Origin of the sequence: Arthrobacter sp. B10-11 (genome assembly GCF_033142195.1) — a bacterium.
Classification (GTDB): Bacteria; Actinomycetota; Actinomycetes; order Actinomycetales; family Micrococcaceae; genus Arthrobacter; species Arthrobacter oryzae_C.
In genome coordinates, this window is sequence record NZ_JAWMTH010000008.1 from 1 (window position 1) to 16,669 (window position 16,669).

A 16,669-nucleotide genomic window follows, 5' to 3' on the forward strand; every position below is an offset into this window, starting at 1 on the left:
GGGCCGGCGTCGCGCCCCTCTGTTGCGTGTCTGTTCAGTCGCTCGAGCTGGGTTCGGTGGTGAGGCCGCGGTGGTCCGCGGTTTTGCGGTTCTGTTCTTCGGCGGGCCCCGGCGGCTGGGTGCCGCCTGCTGCGTCCGGACGGTCCGGCTTGCCATCAACAGGGCCGGGGCCGGCATGGCGGCCGGATGCCTGGGCTGCCGGCTTGTCCCGGGGCACCGGGCTTGACTGGTCCTCGACGCCGTCGCTCACAATGTCTTCGGGCTTGTGTTCGGTGCTCATGGACTGCTCCTGATCTCGCGGTGTGGTTTCACGCTACAGGCGGGGCGGGGGTCCGTACAGGTTCGGCGCGGTGCTACGCCGTGGAAGCCCACTGCCGCAGCTCCCGGGTTTCGCCGTAGGGCACCTCGCGGCTCACGGCCACGGTGTAGGTGGAGAATCCCGTTTGGGTGACCAGCACTCCGTGCCGCTGTTCCTGGATGGCGTGCCGGCGGGCGATGTCCACTGCACTGTTGAGGTCGTGTTCGATGGTGGCGGGATCGTGGGCAACGATTTCCAGCAGGATGTCTGAATGGTGCTTGATCATGGGGTGCTCTCTTTCGCGGTGGCGGGGCGGTGGAATCCGGGGAGGGCAAAAGGGGTGCCGGTAAGGGCTGAAAATGATTCGAGCTGAAGGTGATTCGAAAAGGCCCGGCATTCTGAGATGGGGCGGGGCCGGCTCCATGCGTCCGGCGGGAGGATCGGGAACGTCTTGCCGTTCCTGCGGATCCACCCTAAGTGTGGCGGACCGACCGGCCGCAAGGCAATCACTTCGGTGGAATTTCTTTTGTGTCCCGCATCACACGCAAAAGGCAAGGGGCCGACGGCGGAAGCTACCGCCGTCGGCCCCTTGCCGTTTGTGGTGGCCCTTAGTGCCGCGGGCTCGCCGCCAGGTGCTCGCCCACCGCGAAGGCCCGCGTGATGGCGGATCCCAGCGTGGCACCGCCGCCGGGGTAGTTGTTCCGGAACACGCTGGCAGCCACATTCCCCGCGGCGTACAGGCCGGGGATCGGCTGACGGCGGCGGTCCAGCACCCGGCCGTCGAAGTCGGTGTCCAGGCCGCCGGAGGTTCCCAGGACGCCCGCCGATACGGGCACCGCATGGAACGGGCCGGTGGCCAGCGGCGCAAGGCAAGGGTTGGGGGTGTTGCCGGCATCGCCCAGGAAACGGTCCTGGGGTGTGGCGCCGCGGTGGAACTCGGTATCGGCTCCGGCCGCAGCGTCGGCATTGAACCGGGCCACGGTTGCACTGAGCCCGGCGGGATCGATCCCCAGCTTTCCGGCCAGTTCCTCCACGGTCCCGGCGGACGTCATCCATTCGGCCGGCCGCCCGGGCGTTGAGCCGGCCACCGGGTACTTTGCCAGGTAGGCGGAGTCGAACACCAGCCACGCCGGATTGTTCTGCTGCCGCCCGGTGTGCGGGTCCACCGAGGCAAACACGCGGCAGGCGTCGTGGTAGTTCAGTGCTTCGTTGACAAAGCGCTTTCCTGCGGCGTTCACCGTGATGGAACCGGGCAGGGTCATCTCCACGTTACCCATCCGGCCGGACTGGCGGCCGTCGTACTGATGCGCCGGTGCGGAGATCACGGGAACGCCCCAGATGGCGGTCATGTCGGCCACGGCGGCCCCGGCTTTAAGGCCCAGTTCCAGCCCGTCACCCTCATTGGACGGCGCGCTGATGGGCGTCACCGGAAAGGGCAGGAACGCCTGGCGCAGCCGCGGATTCCATTCGAACCCGCCGGAGGCCAGCACGACGGCGGCAGCCGCCACGGTCCTGCCGCCGGTGCCGGTGCCGCTGCCGAGCGTGACACTCCAGCCGCCTTCCGAACGGACCAGGTCCTCCACGGGGGCTTCGGCGACTATCCGGACACCCCGGTCCAGGGCGCTCGCGAGCAGCCGGCCCACCAGGGCCCCGCCCATGGTGCGCACCCCGGTCGCCGCCCGCTTCGCGAGCAGTCCGGGATCCGCGGCGCGGCCGTTGAGCTCGTCCCGCTCGGTCATGGTCAGGAGCGGAAAATACGACGACGGCCGGATGGCCTCCGCCAGCCCCGGGTAGCCCGACGGATCGAAAGCGTTGTTGTCCAGGCCGCGCCCGCCGTCGGCCGCTCCGTTCCATTCCAGGTGGTAGTCGGGGCGGGCGATGGGGGTCATGGACACCCGGGTGTTCCTGGTCAGGTACTCGACGGCGCGGGGCGCGGTGAGGACGTACCAGTCGATTTCCTCCGCGGAGAGAACGTGCCCGGCTGCTTCCGTGAGGTAGGCGACGGCGCGGTCATGGCTGTCGCTGAAGCCGGCCCCGCCGGCAAGGTGGTTGTTCGGCGCCCACACCACCCCGCCGCCGGCGGCGGTGGTCCCGCCCAGCAGCGCCGCCTTCTCGGCCACCAGCACGCTCAGCCCGGCGTCCGCCGCCCGGACTGCGGCCACCAGGCCGGCCGCGCCGCTGCCGGCCACTACGACGTCGTACGCGGCAGCGAGCTCCCCGGCCGGCGTCAGCACGCTGCGGGTACCGCCGGTGCTTGGGCCCGTGCTCATGGCCGGCCTCCCGCCGGTGCGAGTGCCCCTGCGAATGCCTTGGCTGATCCGGCGGCTGATCCGGTGATTCCGGCCGCCGGCATGTCGATGACGATCTTTCCCACCTTCTCTGTGCGGTTGCGCATCAGCTCATAGGCCTGCTGCAGCTCCGCGAAGCCGAAGCGGTGCGTCATCAGGGCCCGGGCCTGGTCAGGATGGCGGGTCAGGAGGTCCAATCCGTCCGGGATCAGGTTGAGGCTGTTACGGCTGCCCAGCAGGTCCAATTCCTTGAAGGGGATGTCCTTCATGGAGACCGTGGCCGTGCGCGGTGAAATTCCCACCTGGACGATGCGGCCGGCGCTGGCCACAAGCCGGATGGCGATCTCCAGGGAAGAGGGTGCGCCGGTGGCCTCGAGCACCAGGCCGGGGCCGTAGCCGTCGGTCCGGCGGCCAAGCCGCGCGGACTGCTCATTGTCGGGGAAGCAGGCGGGGCCGACCAGCAGGGTGTCCACCGCGCCGAAGGCGCGTGCCAGCGACAGGCGGTCAGGCTCCGTGTCGGCGCAGACGACGTCAACCCCCAGATCAGTCAGGTAGAGGGTGGCAAGCAGCCCGATGGGGCCGCTGCCCAGGACCAGGGCGGTTTCCCCTGCTTCGGGACGGCCCCGGTTAACGGCCTGCATGGCGATGGATGCCGGTTCGGCCATGGCGGCGAGATCCAGCGCTAGGCCCTCAGGAACCGGGCACAGCTTTTCCACCGGGACACTGAGCACTTCCACCAGTGCGCCGTCGGAATAGCAGCCGATGCAACTGATATTCCGGCACACATTGAACCTGCCCTGAAGGCATGGCCGGCATGTTCCGCAGTAGGTCATGGGGCTGACGGCAACCCTGTCGCCCACCCGGATTCCGGCAGTGTTGCCGGAGTTGTAATTGCCAATTGCCTCGACGACGCCGGAGAACTCGTGGCCTTGGACGATTGGCAGTTCGGTGGGGTAATCGTCCTCCCAGATATGCAGGTCCGTGCCGCAGAGCGTCACGTGGTGGACGCGGACCAAAGCGTGGCCCGGCTCGAGGACGGGCTCGGCCACGTCCTCGTAGCTGATGGTCTCCCTGGCAACGGTGCGTGCGGTCAGCATGCCGCGTCCACGCGTTCGGCGCCGAAGAAGATGTTCCACTGGCGGATGGTCCGTTCCTCGATGAGGTTGTTGCTGAAAAACGGATCCTGGTCCATCAGTGCTTCGACATCTGACTTGGATTCACCCTTGAGGATCAGCAGCGCGCCGGGGGCCTCCTCGGAGCCGAAGGGCCCGCTGGTGATCAGCCTGCCGCCGTCGAACTGCGTTTTCAGGAATTCCACGTGGCGGGGGCGGTGCTCATCGCGGCGTCCGGCGGTGGCGTCGGTGTAGGCATAGGTGACGGCGAAAGTTGCCATGGGTGCGGTGTCCTCTTCATTGAGCGCTGGTGGGATGTCATTCAATAGTGGGTGCAGGATTGAGACGCGTCCAACACTTACTTGGTCTTTGACTATGTGCTGAAAACACATAGTCAACCCCACATGGCGGCTCTGGTTCGGAGGGGCAGCGGCTCGGAGGGTCAGCGCGGCGGCGTGGGCAGAACCGTATCGGCCAGCTCAAGGGCAAGCTTGAGGGCGGGTGACACGAGGGCCGGATTCCATGCGATTCCGGAGTCCAGCAGCGGGACTTCGCCGGAGAGCGGGATGAACACCGTTCCGCCCGGCATGATGCCGGCCATGGAGTCGGGCATCAGGCTGACGCCTACCCCGCCGGCCACCAGTGAAAGGGCCGTATAGGGATCGGATACCTCCTGCGCAATGCGCGGCCGGAAACCGGCGGCGGTACACGCCGAGAAAATGGCCTCCCGCAGCGTGGACCCCTGCGCAGCCGGCATGGTGACGAAGCCATCGGCCGCCAGGTCGGCCAAGGCGATCGAGGGCCTCCCGGCCAGGGGATGGTCCACCGGAACGGCAGCGCCCAGCGGCTCCACGGCGATGCGCCGCGTGGCCAGGGAAGGAGCATCCACCGGCAGCCCGACGAAGGACAGGTCCAGGGACCCGTTGCGCAGCTGGTCGAGGGCGTCCTGCGTCAGCAGCCCTCCGCTGAGGGTGAGTTCCAGGTGCGGGTAGTTGTTGCGCAGGGCCCGCGTGAGCGGCGGGAGCGTCCTGTGGTTGAGGGCTCCGGAAAATCCGATGCTGAGCCGACCGTAGACTTCGCCGCTGTCCGCGGTGGCGGCCCGGCGCGCCAGGTCCAGTTCCTCCACAATTTTCCGCGCGTGGGCAAGGAAGGCGAAGCCGGCCGTCGTCAGCGAGACCGCCCTGGTGTTCCTCTCAAAGAGGTCCGTCCCGAGGCTTTTTTCCAGCTTCTTGATAGTTTGACTCAGCGGGGACTGCGCCATGCGGAGCCGGTGGGCGGCGCGGCCAAAATGCAATTCCTCGGCCACGGCAAGGAAAGCCTCGATCTGCCGCAGCTCCACGTGGTTCCTCCCGCTGGTTCCTTGCTCAGGTGTCCTCACGCCAAGGCTATATTGGCAGGAAAGACACAGGCGACAACCCGGGAGGAACCATGGCGAACTCCGCATCGGGGGAGTCCGTCATCCAGCGCGTGGTGAAGATCCTGGATGCCTTCTCCAAGGGGCACCCCCGGCTGACCCTTGCCGACCTGGTCCGCATCACCGGCATGTCCAGCAGCACTGCCCACCGCCTGGCCAACGACCTCGTGGACAGCGGGCTGCTCAACCGCGGCGACGCGGGGGACTATGGCGTGGGCGTCAAAATGTGGGAACTTGCCTCGCGCAGCAACCCCCTCGAAGAGTTCCGGCGCCGCGGGCTTCCCTTCCTGGAAGGCGTCCACGCGGCCGTCCGCGAGAACGTCTCCTTGTCCGTCCCCGACGTCGAATCCGGCAGCGTCCTCTACCTTGAACGCCTGGACCGGCACGGCACGGTGTTGAACCTTGCCGACGTCGCCGGCCGGCTGGACATCCACAACACGTCCTCGGGCCTCGCCATGATGGCCCACATGCCGCGCCACGTCCAGGAGCGTTTCCTGGCGGGCCCGCTGGAGAAGACCACGCCCAACACGGAGACGGACCCCGTGAAGATCCGGGCGCACCTGGCGTTGATCCGGGAGCGGGGCTATGTCCGGCTGGCCGGCGTCCTGGTCCCGGAAAACACCGCCTACTCCGTGCCCGTGTTCGGCGAGGGCAACAGCGTCATCGGTGCGATCGCCGTCGTCGTTCCCACCGCGGAGGAGAAGCCACAACTGATCCTGCCGGTGCTGGTGGCTGCCGGCCGCGGCCTCTCCCGGACCATGGGCGCGGAGCGCCGGCCGTACGGCACCCGGCCTTGGCTGGAGCCGGGCCGCCAGGCTGCCGGCGGCCGGGACGCGAAGATCTAGGCTGCGCCCGCCCTATCGATGCCGTCCCGTTGAATGGGATCTGCCGCTGAGTTCTGTGATGCCGCTCATACAGTTTTTCTTCAGGGAACCACGCCACCGCCCGCCATCCGGCGGACGGTCCTGGCCCCCAAAAACGCTTACGGAACGTGCCACCGCAACGTGGCGGCGGCCCCCACCACCCCCTAACCCGTGACACTCGATGAGGAGACACTATGGGACCTGTTCAGCAATCCCCGGCAGCAGATGCCCTGGCAACTGACGCCTTGGCGCCCGCGGAAACCCGCCCGGCCAAGATGCCCAAGAAGGCTGCGCTCGCATCCTTCCTGGGATCCACCCTGGAGTACTACGACTTCTTCATTTACGGCACCGCCGCGGCGCTGGTCTTCCCCAAGATCTTCTTCCCCGGCGGCGACCCCGTTGTGGCGCTGCTCGGAGCGATGGCCACCTTCGGCGTCGGGTACCTGGCCCGGCCGCTGGGCGGCATCGTGATGAGCCACTTCGGTGACAAGGTGGGCCGCAAGCAGGCCCTCATGATCACGCTGGTCATTATGGGCGTCGCCTCCATCGGCATCGGCTTCCTGCCCACGTACGGCCAGATCGGCTACTGGGCCACCGCACTGCTGCTGGTCGGCCGCCTGGCGCAGGGCTTCTCCGCCGGCGCCGAAGCCGCCGGAGCATCAACGCTCACCATGGAGCACTCCCCGGAAGGTCGCCGCGGCTTCTTCACCAGCTTCGTGATGACCGGCTACGCCTCCGGCATGGTGCTCTCCACCGTGGTCTTCATTCCGCTGGCCGCCCTTCCCGAAGACCAGCTGCTCAGCTGGGGCTGGCGGGTACCGTTCTGGATGTCCGTGGTGGTCCTGGGCGTCGCCTACTGGATCCGCACGCGCCTGGAGGAACCGCCGGTCTTTGAAGAGGCCGTGGACCCGACGAAGCCCAAGGGAATCCCGGCGGCCGAGGTACTGAAGACCCAGTGGCGCGACGTCCTGCGCATCGCCCTGGTCATGCTGTTCTCCGTCATGCAGACCACGTTCACGGTTTACGCCCTGGCCTACGCCACCGGACCCTCCATCGGCCTGGACCGGACGCTGATGCTCAGCGTCAACGCCATCACCATCGGCCTGTCCATGTTCACCATCCCGCTGGCCGGCATCATCTCCGACAAGTTCGGCCGCAAGAAGGTGCTTTTGGTGGGCGCGCTCGGTTGCGCCATCACCTCATTCGGCTACTTCTGGGCCATCAGCGAGCACAACATCCCGCTGATCTTCGTCTTCGGGTTCCTGAACATGAGCGTGTTCTACTCCTGCTGGAACGGCGTCTGGACGGTCTTCTTCCCCGAGATGTTCCCCGCCCCGGTACGCTACTCGGGAATGGCCATCGGCAGCCAGGTGGGGCTGATCCTTACCGGGTTCGCCCCCGTCATCGCCACCATGCTCGCCCAGCCCGGCCCCGGCGGCTGGATTCCGGTGGCCAGCTTCACGGTGGTCTGCCTGACAGTCTCCGCGATCGCCATCGCCACGGCGAAGGAAACCCACAAGACCCCGCTCGAAGAGCTCGGCCTGCCCCGCAAACGCCGCGTTTCCGCCTAGCACCCACCGTTTTCCGCCCAGCGCCCCTCCGCCCAGCGCCCCTCCGGCCCGCCGGGCCAGCCCGCCCACGCACCAGAAAGTTGATCCTCCCGTGACATCATCAGCATCCGCCCGAACCTTCCGCGTCGGCATTGTCGGCTGCGGGGCCATCTCCCGCAACCACCTTGAGGCCTTCGGCGCCCTGGACAACGTCCGGATCGTCGGGGTCTGCGATATCGACCTGGACCGGGCTAGGGCCACGGCCGAGTCCTGGGATGTGCCGCACGCCGTGGACACCGTGGACGGGCTGCTGGGCCTCGGGGTGGACATCATCTCGGTCTGCACGCCGCACCCCACCCACGAGGACGTGGTGCTGCAGTCAGCCGCGGCGGGCGTCCACGTCCTCTGCGAGAAGCCCATCTCCACGGACCTGCCCTCCGCCGAACGGATGGCGGCGGCCTGCGCCGGCGCCGGGGTGAAGCTGGGCGTGCTCTTCCAGCGCCGCTTCTGGCCGGGCGCCCGGCGGATCCGGGCGGCGATCGACGACGGAACGTTGGGCCGTCCGGTGATGGGCCAGTGTTCGGTGATGCTGCACCGCGAACCGGAGTACTACTCCAAGGACGCCTGGCGGGGAACCTGGGCCAACGACGGCGGCGGCGTGCTCATGACGCAGGCCATCCACTACATCGACCTGCTGCAGTGGTTCATGGGGGACATCGCCGAGGTCTACGGGAAGATCAACACCTACAAGCACGGCGCCAACATCGAGGTGGAGGACTCCGCCACGGCCGTCCTGACCTTCACGTCCGGAGCGATGGCAACGCTGGAGGCCTCGACGGCGGTCTCACCCAGCCTGGGCGTGCAGATCCGGATCACCGGCGAGACCGGCGCCTCGGCGTCCCTCACCGAGTTCCCGGAGGGCAGCGACGGCCGGGTGGACCTGTGGGCCGTCGGCGAAACGCTCACCACCGAAGCCGTCCACCCGGCGGGCGTCCGGCCCAATGTGGACCTGGCCACCATCAACGGCCAGCTCATCCCGTACCACACCAGCCAGGTCCGCGACTTCGTGGCCGCACTGGAGAACGGCACGGAGCCGGCCATCACCGGCGAGGACGCCACCAAGGCGCTGCGCATCCTGCTGGCCGTGTACGAGTCCTCCCGCACCGGCGTCCCGGTCCGCTTCGCCGCGGTGGACCAGCCGGACATCACCGGCCGGCCCTCCCCGCCGGAAGCCCCGGCGGCCGACCTCACCGCCCGCATTCCGGCAGCACGTTAGGGAAGACGAATGACCACCGAACGCTACGCGGCCCTGCCGCTGACCCTTGGCCGCAACGGCCGCACCCCGCGGACGCTCCGGAACCGCCTCGCCTCCGCCCCGATGGAACGCAACTACGGCACCACGGACGGCCGCATCACCGAGCAATACATTGACTACCTGGTCACCCGGGCCAGGGCGGGACTGGCGTTGGTAACCACCGAGGCCACCTACGTCCGCGCCGACGGCAAGGGCCGCACCCACCAGCTGGGCCTGCACAGCGACGCCATGATCCCGGGACTGCGCAAACTTACGGATGCCCTGCACGCCGAAGGTGCGCTCGCCGCCGTCGAACTTAACCACGGCGGCCGCACCGCGCAGGCAGCAGTGTCCGGCTGCAAGAACCTGGCGCCGTCCCCGGTCCCGTGTGCGGTGGCCGGCGGCGAGGTGCCGCGGGAACTCACCGTCGGGGAATGCCACGACCTCGCGGAGGCATACGGCCAGGCTGCCCGCCGCGCAGTGGAAGCCGGGTTCGACGTCATCAACATCCACGGCGCCCACGGCTACCTGATCCACCAGTTCATGTCTCCGATCTCCAACCACCGCACCGACGAATTCGCCGCCCCCGAACGCTTCATGAACCTGGTGATCGACGAAGTGCGGCAGGCCGCCCCCGATGCCATCATCGGCATGCGCGTCTCCGTGGTGGAGGGTCCGGCGGACGGCATCACCGCAGAGCAGCAGTTGGCCATCATCGGCAAGGCCCACCTGGGACACCTCGACTTCCTGGACATCTCCGCCGGCAGCTACGAAGCCGGCGAATGGATCGTCCAGTCCGGCGAATGGAAGCCCGGCGTCCTGTCCGATTACGCCAGGGCCTACCGGCGGTTCGGCCTTCCGCTGGGCATGGCCGGACGGCTGAACTCCCCGGCCATCATCGAAGAGGTCCTCAGCGAAGGCACCTGCGACTTCGTCAGCCTGGCCCGCGCCATCCACGCCGACCCCGGCTTTGCGGGCGGCGTCCTGCACGGCGGGCGGTACCGCCCGTGCATCGCCTGCAACGTCTGCATCGACAACCTGGGACTCGGCCAGGTGACCTGCACCGTCAACCCGGCCGTGGGCCGCTCCCGCGTCCCCGTCCCCACGCCCGCCGTCCGTGAGGGCTCCCGCGTTGTGGTGGTGGGTGCCGGTCCCGCCGGCCTCACCGCAGCCCGTGAGCTCGCCGAAGCCGGTGCACAGGTGACCGTGCTCGACGACGGCGCCCGCCCCGGCGGCCAGTTCGCCCTGGCGGAACGGATGAAGTCCACCCCGGACTTCCACCGCTTCGCCGAATGGTTCGCGGCGGAGAACACCCGGCTCGGGGTCGACGTCAGGACCGGCAGGCGCGTGGACACCCGCGACGTCGCCGCACTGGTCCGCGAAACCGGCGCCGACGCCGTCGTGCTGGCCACGGGCGGTTTGCGCCCGGACGCCGGGTTCCCCGGAGGAGATTCCCCAAACGTCCTGGACGTGCGCGAATGGCTCGCCGCCCACCCCGGCGTTCTCGACGGTACGGACATTCCCGACGCCGTGACCATCTGGGGTGCCGATTCCGTGGCCATGAGCGTGGCGGACACCCTGGCGGACCGCGGCACCGCCGTGCTGCTGGTGGGGCCGCAGGAGGTCATCGCACCGGAATCCGGCCGCCGCGCCAAGATCCTGGCAGTGCCCCGGCTGGAAGGGAACCCGCGCGTCCGGATCCGGCTGGGCGCCACCATCGAGGAATACGACGGCACCCGGGTGCGGCTGGAAAGCGGCGAGTGGCTGGACGCCCCGGGACCGCTGCTGGTCTCCCGCTCGGTGGCCCCGCTGGACGGCTCCGTGCCGGCCAGGGGACGCGACGCCGATCTGAGTTTCGCGGCCGGGGTCCCCGTGACCCTCGCCGGAACGGTGGTGGACCAAACCCCGGCCATCGCCTCCAACGCCGTGAAGAGCGGGTACGACGCCGCCCAGCGCGTGGCGGCCGCACTGGCCGCGGACTCCTCTGCCATCAACGAACTGAGCCTGAACGGAGCAGCATCATGAACACGCCCTCACGCCGCCAGGTGGGCCTGGCCCAGCTGTCCCTCGTGGGCACCGCGCCGCCGGACCTCGTGACCATCGCCGCCGAGGCAGGCTTCGACTTCATCGGCGCCCGCGTCCGGCCGGTCACCGCCACCGAACGCGCCTACGACCTGCAGCCGGGTTCACCCATGCTGAAGGAAGCCCTGGCCCGGATGCGGGACACGGGCGTGACAGTGAAGGACATCGAGTTCCTGCTCCTGGACGGCAGCGATCAGCGCGAGGCCTGGCTGCGGATGATGGAAGCCGGCCAGGCGCTGGGCGCCGGCTCGCTGACGGTGGCCGGTGCCGATCCGGACACCGCTAGGCTGGCGGACACCCTGGCCCGGATGACTGAAGACGGCCGGGGCTTCGGCATCGTGCCCACGCTGGAGCCGATCTCGTACCAGGCGGTGCATTCCATCCCCGCCGCGGCGGACCTGGCCCGGGCCGCCGGCTGCAAGATCGTGGTGGACGCCCTGCACTTCAACCGCTTCGGCGGAACGTTCGAGCAACTCGCAGCCGGCGCGGACCTCGTCCCGCTGCTGCAGCTGTGCGACGGCCCGGCGGAGCGGCCCGCCAGCCGTGAGGACCTGGTGGCCGAGTCCCGCTCCGAGCGCGGCGTCCCCGGCGAAGGCGGATTCGATCTCGAAGCGCTGGTGGCCGCCTTCCCCGCCACGACGCCCGTGAGCGTGGAAACGCCGTCGGACCGGCGCGTTGCCCAACTCGGCGAACCGGGCTGGGCCCGCACCCTCAAGGCCGCCGCCGACGCCGTCCTGGCGGCAGCGGAGAACCTCCAGGAAGCAGGGACCAAGTGAGCGAAGTACTGGAAAGCACGACGACGGAACTTGCCCCCGGCGTCCACGTTCCGCTGATCGGGCTGGGCACCTGGCCGATGGCGGGGGAGGAAGCCGCGGATGCCGTGAAGCGCGCCATCGCCAACGGCTACCGGCACATCGATACGGCCGAGAACTACGGCAATGAAGAGGCCGTGGGGGAGGGCATCCGGCGCAGCGGCATCGCCCGGAAGGACATCTTCATCACCACCAAGTTCAACCGGGACTGGCACAGCCGGGACGGCGTCCGGACCGCATTCGAGCACTCGGCGCGAAGGCTGGGCGTGGACTATCTGGACCTGTTCCTGGTCCACTGGCCCAACCCGGCGCAGGGCAGGTTCGTCGACGCCTGCGACGGGCTCCGGCAACTGGCCGACGACGGCGCCATCCGCGCCTGGGGAGTGTCCAACTTCAAGCCCGCCCACCTCCGCCAGGTCCTGGACGCCGGACTCACCGTGCCGGTCAACCAGGTGCAGGTGGACCCCGCCCACGGGCAGCCGGGCCAGCTGGCGTTCCACCGCGAGCACGGCATCGCCACCGGCGCGTACAGCCCGCTGGGCCGCAACGGCGATTTCCTGGCCAGCCCGGCCATCACCGGGCCGGCGCGGGAACTGGGCAAGGCGCCCGGGCAGATCGTGCTCCGCTGGCATGTCCAGCAGGGCCGCATCGCCACGCCGAAATCCGCGAACGACGCCCGGCAGCGGCAGAACCTGGACGTCTTCGGCTTCGAGCTGACACCGGAGCAGGTGGCGGCCATCACCGCCCTGGAAACCGGCGCCCCGCCGCGCCTCGATTCAGACCACTACGGACACTAAGAACTACGGACACTGAAAGACAGCGAGAGAACCACAATGGAGAACCCCATGAACGCGAGCACCGACACGGCAACGCCGGACTCGACACCGGCCCCGGCCTCCGCTGAGCAGGACCGCCGCCTTCCCGCCCTGGACTGCGACGTCCTGGTGGTGGGATCCGGCGCCGGCGGATTGTCCGCAGCCGTCACCGCTGCCTACCACGGACTCAAGGTCATCGTGGTGGAAAAGGCGGAGGTCTGCGGCGGTGCCACGTCCTGGTCCGGCGGCTGGGCCTGGACCCCCGGCAACCCGCTGGCCAGGGCCGCCGGCGTGAACGAGGACAAGGAAACCTTCCGGACCTACCTGCGCCACACCCTGGGGGAGCAGTACCAGGCGGACAAAGTGGACGCCTTCCTCGAGGCCGTGCCCCACATGGTGGGTTTCTTCCAGGACAAGACATCCCTGCAGTTCGTCCCCGGCACCAGGATCAGCGACATCTACGGCAAGGTCCCGGGCGCAGGCACCGGCAACCGCTCGGTGGGTCCCAAGCCGATCAACGCACGGCGCATCCGTCCGGAACTCCGCGCCAGGATGCGCCACCAGCTTTACGAAACCTCCTTCCTGGGGATGGGCATCATGGCCGGACCGGACCTCACCAAGTTCCTCTCCGCCTCGCAGGGCAACCCCCAAGGCATCGCGCACGCCGGCTGGCGCCTGGGCCGCCACCTCCTGGACCTGCTGGTTCACCGCCGCAACATGCAGCTGGTCAACGGGACCGCCCTGACCGGACGCCTGATGAAGTCCGCTGACGACCTCGGTGTGGACATCCGCGTTTCCACACCTGCCCGGAGGCTGCTTACCGACGACGCCGGCAAGGTGACCGGCGCCGTCGTCGACTCCCCGGAAGGCGGGCTGCAGATCAACGCAGCACGCGGCGTCGTTCTCGCCGCCGGCGGCTTCCCCCAAGACGTCCAGCGCCGGAAGGAGCTTTTCCCGCACACTCCCACGGGCCGGGAACACTGGACACTGGCTCCGCAGGAAACGAGCGGCGACGGCATCAGCCTGGCGCAGGCCGTGGGCGCCCGGTTCAAGACCGATGTGAAGTCCGCCGCGGCGTGGTGCCCGGTTTCCCTGGTGCCTTACCGCAACGGCCGCACCGGCACCTTCCCGCACATCATGGACCGCGCCAAGCCCGGCAGCATCGGCGTCCTCGCAAACGGCAAGCGCTTCGTCAACGAGGCCAACGGCTACTACGACTACGTTGCCGCGCTGATGGCGGCCACTCCGGAGGGCGGCACCGCGGAATCGTGGCAGATCGCCGACAGCAGGTTCGTCCGGAGGTTCCCGCTGGGCATGGCCAAGCCGCTGCCGGTCCCGCTGTTCCCGTACCTGCGCTCCGGCTACTTGAAGAAGGGCCGGACCCTCGAGGAGCTCGCGGCCAAATGCGGAATCGACCCCGCGGGCCTCAAAGCCACCGTGGAGGAGTTCAACCGCAATGCCCGCGACGGCGTGGACCCGGACTTCGGCCGCGGTGAGACGGCCTTCAACCGGTACGGCGGCGACGCCGCGAACAGGCCCAACCCCTCGCTCGGCCCGGTTGAGAAGGGACCTTTCTACGCGGTCCGCGTGGTTCCCGGCAGCTTCGGCACCTTCGCCGGACTCGAGGCGGACGGCCGTTCACGCGTTCTGGACAACCACGGCCGGCCGATTGACGGGCTCTACGTTGCAGGCAACGACCAGGCCAACGTGATGGGCGGCCATTACCCCGCCGGCGGCATCAATCTGGGACCGGCCCTCACCTTCGGCTACATCGCCGGCCGCGACCTCGCCGGGGCCGGCGCGTACGAGGACGACGGGACGCTGCCCGCAGAGGTGCCCGACTCTGTGCCCGGGGCGGCGGTGGCGGCTGCGGGGTCCGCCACGATGCCGGCTACCGGCGCGCCGTTGACCGCCTAGGGTGCCGAGCGTATGCTGACGCTCACCTTCCGGGGCCTCCGCTCGGCGGGGACCCAGGTCTCCTTCTAGAACGCATGCGGCCGCCGGGTGCCGAGGCAGTTTCCGGCGGATCGCCAGGGGGCACAACTTCATGTCTGACATCACCATCAACGGCATCACCATTGATCCGATCAAACAGAACCGTGCCCTGCGCGACGCAGGACTGGTTGCCGAGGACGCCTCGGAATCGGACCACATCCTCATCCAGACCGCGGAGCCGCTGACGGCGGAACAGCGTGCGGAACTTGCCGGCATCGACGTCGAAATGCAGGAATACGTCTCGGACAACACCTACCTGGCAGCGTTCCCGCCGGCAGACCTGGACCGGGTGCGCGCCCTGCCGTTCGTGAGCTGGGCCGACGTCTATTCCCGTGTCTTCAAGATCCCGCCACCGCTGCTCCCGCGCAGCGCCGATACGGCGAATGTCCGGTCGCTGGCGGACCACGAACCGCATCCGGACCGCCGGCTGGAACGGGTGGACCTGCTCCTGCACCCCGGCGTGGAGGCCAGCCCGGACCTGATTGCCCGGGTTGCCGTGGCGGCCCGGGTGGAGCCCGACGCCGTGGCGGTGACCCCGGGAAAGCTGCGCATCACCACGTCGGTGGGCCAGCTCCCGGAACTGGCCGCCATCGACGAGATCCGTGAGATCCATCCGGTGCGCGATCGCCAGCTGTTCAACAACGTTGCCCGGCAGATCCTGAATGCCGGGGTGCAGCTCAACGGCACCACGTACCGGGGCGACGGCGAAGTGGTGGCCGTGGCGGACACCGGATTCGACACCGGCGACGCCGCCAGTCCGCACCCGGCGTTCACCGGACGGGTCCAGACGCTTTATGCGCTGGGCCGCACGGCGCCGGACAAGGCGGACGATCCGCACGGCCACGGCACCCACGTTGCCGGCTCCGTACTGGGCCGGGGAAACTCGGCCACCATGGGCGGAGACATCGAGGGCACGGCGCCGGAGGCCCTGCTGATCCTGCAGAGCCTCCTGGACGCCAACGGCGGCCTGGGCGGCATTCCGGTCAACCTCAACGACCTCTTCCAAAAGACCTACGACGACGGCGCCCGCGTCCACACGAACTCCTGGGGCGTGCCCGGACTCAACCTTCCCTATGATGCGAGCTCCCGGGAGATCGACGAGTTCGTGTGGAACCACCCGGACCAGGTCATCTGCTTTGCCGCCGGGAACGACGGCGTGGACGGCAACAGCGACGGCACGGTGGACTCGAACTCCATCGGATCGCAGTCCGCGGCCAAGAACTGCATCACCGTCGGCGCCAGCGAGAGCCTCCGCAAGGAATTCGCGCCGTCCTACGGCACGTACTGGCCGGGGGACTTCCCTGCGAACCCTGTCAAGCGGGACAAACAGGCCAACAACCCGGACGGGATGGTGGCCTTCTCCAGCCGCGGGCCCACCAAGGAGGGCCGCATCAAGCCCGACGTTGTGGCGCCGGGGACCAGCATCCTGTCCACGCTCTCGCGGAACGCCCCGATGGGCAACACGTTCGGCACCTCCACCGACCCGCTGTTCTTCTTCGACTCCGGCACCTCGATGGCAACACCGCTGGTTGCCGGCTGCGCAGCGGTGCTGCGCGAAACCCTGGTGAAAAACGGACTCGGCACACCCAGCGCCGCCCTGGTCAAAGCCCTCCTGATCAACGGCGCCGACGAGCTGCCGGGACAGTACAACCCGAGCGAAGCCGGCGAATCACCAAACGGGAACTCCGGCTGGGGCAGGGTCAACCTGGCCCGGTCCGTGGTCCTTCCCGGGCAGCCCGGCAACGCGGGCCTGGGCGAAGGGGGGCCCCTGGAGCAGGGGGAGGAGGACTCCTTCGTTATCGACATCCCCGAAGAGGTCCCCAAGGTGGCCCCCAAGGGCAGGCGGCACCGGGGTCCGGCCGGGGACCCGGAACTCGCCGCCGCCGGGGTGACCCTGAAGATCACCCTTGTATGGTCCGATCCGCCCGGCCCGCAGCTGCAGAACGACCTTGACCTCATCGTGCTGGCGGCCGATGGCACCGAGCGGCACGGAAATTCCGGAGCCACCGCCGGCTTCGATCACCGGAACAACGTGGAACAGATCCACTGGACGGGCATCCCGCCGGGCCAGGCCAGGATCACGGTCCGCGCTTTCCGGATCACGCAGTTCCCGCAGCCCTACGCCTACGTGTGGCGGCTGTCCTAA

The 16,669-nt window shown here is 68.9% G+C and carries 14 protein-coding genes; 8 read left to right on the top strand and 6 right to left on the bottom strand.

The genetic code is table 11. From position 1 onward, the window contains the following. Positions 1–34: 34 nt before the first annotated feature. The 6 genes from RW112_RS19770 to RW112_RS19795 all read right to left on the bottom strand — a co-directional run bounded on the left by RW112_RS19770 (position 35) and on the right by RW112_RS19795 (position 5,076). A complete protein-coding gene (locus RW112_RS19770; protein WP_317783394.1) occupies positions 35–280 on the bottom strand; it encodes a hypothetical protein in 246 nt (81 codons plus the stop codon). A 73-nt stretch (positions 281–353) separates the two neighbouring features. Beyond that, positions 354–584, bottom strand: coding sequence for a hypothetical protein (locus RW112_RS19775; RefSeq protein WP_305942276.1), 231 nt, complete (start codon positions 582–584; stop codon positions 354–356). Positions 585–906: 322 nt separating this feature from the next. Next, positions 907–2,568, bottom strand: a complete 1,662-nt coding sequence (locus tag RW112_RS19780; RefSeq protein ID WP_317783395.1) for an FAD-dependent oxidoreductase — start codon at positions 2,566–2,568, stop codon at positions 907–909. Then, a complete protein-coding gene (locus RW112_RS19785) occupies positions 2,565–3,683 on the bottom strand; it encodes an alcohol dehydrogenase catalytic domain-containing protein (protein WP_317783396.1) in 1,119 nt (372 codons plus the stop codon). Before RW112_RS19785 ends, RW112_RS19780 begins: the two co-directional genes overlap by 4 nt. Beyond that, entirely contained in the window at positions 3,677–3,979 is a 303-nt protein-coding gene (locus RW112_RS19790; RefSeq protein ID WP_317783397.1) for a YciI family protein, read from the bottom strand. Before RW112_RS19790 ends, RW112_RS19785 begins: the two co-directional genes overlap by 7 nt. A gap of 161 nt (positions 3,980–4,140) precedes the next feature. Continuing rightward, complete coding sequence (locus RW112_RS19795) at positions 4,141–5,076, bottom strand: LysR family transcriptional regulator (RefSeq protein WP_317783398.1); 936 nt, start codon at positions 5,074–5,076, stop codon at positions 4,141–4,143. A gap of 50 nt (positions 5,077–5,126) precedes the next feature. Here RW112_RS19795 and RW112_RS19800 point away from each other — a divergent pair, with 50 nt between their 5' ends. The 8 genes from RW112_RS19800 (at position 5,127) to RW112_RS19835 (ending at position 16,669) form a co-directional block, all read left to right on the top strand. Then, positions 5,127–5,957: an IclR family transcriptional regulator gene (locus tag RW112_RS19800; protein ID WP_317783399.1), complete on the top strand. Its 831-nt coding sequence runs from the start codon at positions 5,127–5,129 to the stop codon at positions 5,955–5,957. 212 nt (positions 5,958–6,169) lie between these two features. After that, the gene (locus RW112_RS19805) at positions 6,170–7,546 is read left to right on the top strand and encodes an MFS transporter (protein WP_317783400.1); all 1,377 of its coding nucleotides are present in this window, start codon (positions 6,170–6,172) and stop codon (positions 7,544–7,546) included. 91 nt (positions 7,547–7,637) lie between these two features. Next, entirely contained in the window at positions 7,638–8,801 is a 1,164-nt protein-coding gene (locus tag RW112_RS19810) for a Gfo/Idh/MocA family oxidoreductase (protein WP_317783401.1), read from the top strand. 9 nt (positions 8,802–8,810) lie between these two features. After that, a complete protein-coding gene (locus RW112_RS19815) occupies positions 8,811–10,844 on the top strand; it encodes an FAD-dependent oxidoreductase (RefSeq protein ID WP_317783402.1) in 2,034 nt (677 codons plus the stop codon). Then, the gene (locus RW112_RS19820; protein WP_317783403.1) at positions 10,841–11,677 is read left to right on the top strand and encodes a sugar phosphate isomerase/epimerase family protein; all 837 of its coding nucleotides are present in this window, start codon (positions 10,841–10,843) and stop codon (positions 11,675–11,677) included. The genes RW112_RS19815 and RW112_RS19820 overlap by 4 nt, the downstream gene beginning before the upstream one ends. Beyond that, positions 11,674–12,510 carry an aldo/keto reductase gene (locus RW112_RS19825; RefSeq protein WP_317783404.1) on the top strand — a complete coding sequence of 279 codons (837 nt, stop codon included), beginning with the start codon at positions 11,674–11,676 and terminating at the stop codon, positions 12,508–12,510. The genes RW112_RS19820 and RW112_RS19825 overlap by 4 nt, the downstream gene beginning before the upstream one ends. Positions 12,511–12,558: 48 nt before the next feature. Then, positions 12,559–14,445, top strand: coding sequence for an FAD-dependent oxidoreductase (locus RW112_RS19830; protein WP_317783405.1), 1,887 nt, complete (start codon positions 12,559–12,561; stop codon positions 14,443–14,445). Between the two features lie 130 nt (positions 14,446–14,575). Beyond that, positions 14,576–16,669 (top strand): S8 family serine peptidase, encoded by a 2,094-nt coding sequence (locus RW112_RS19835; protein WP_317783406.1) that lies wholly within the window; start codon positions 14,576–14,578, stop codon positions 16,667–16,669.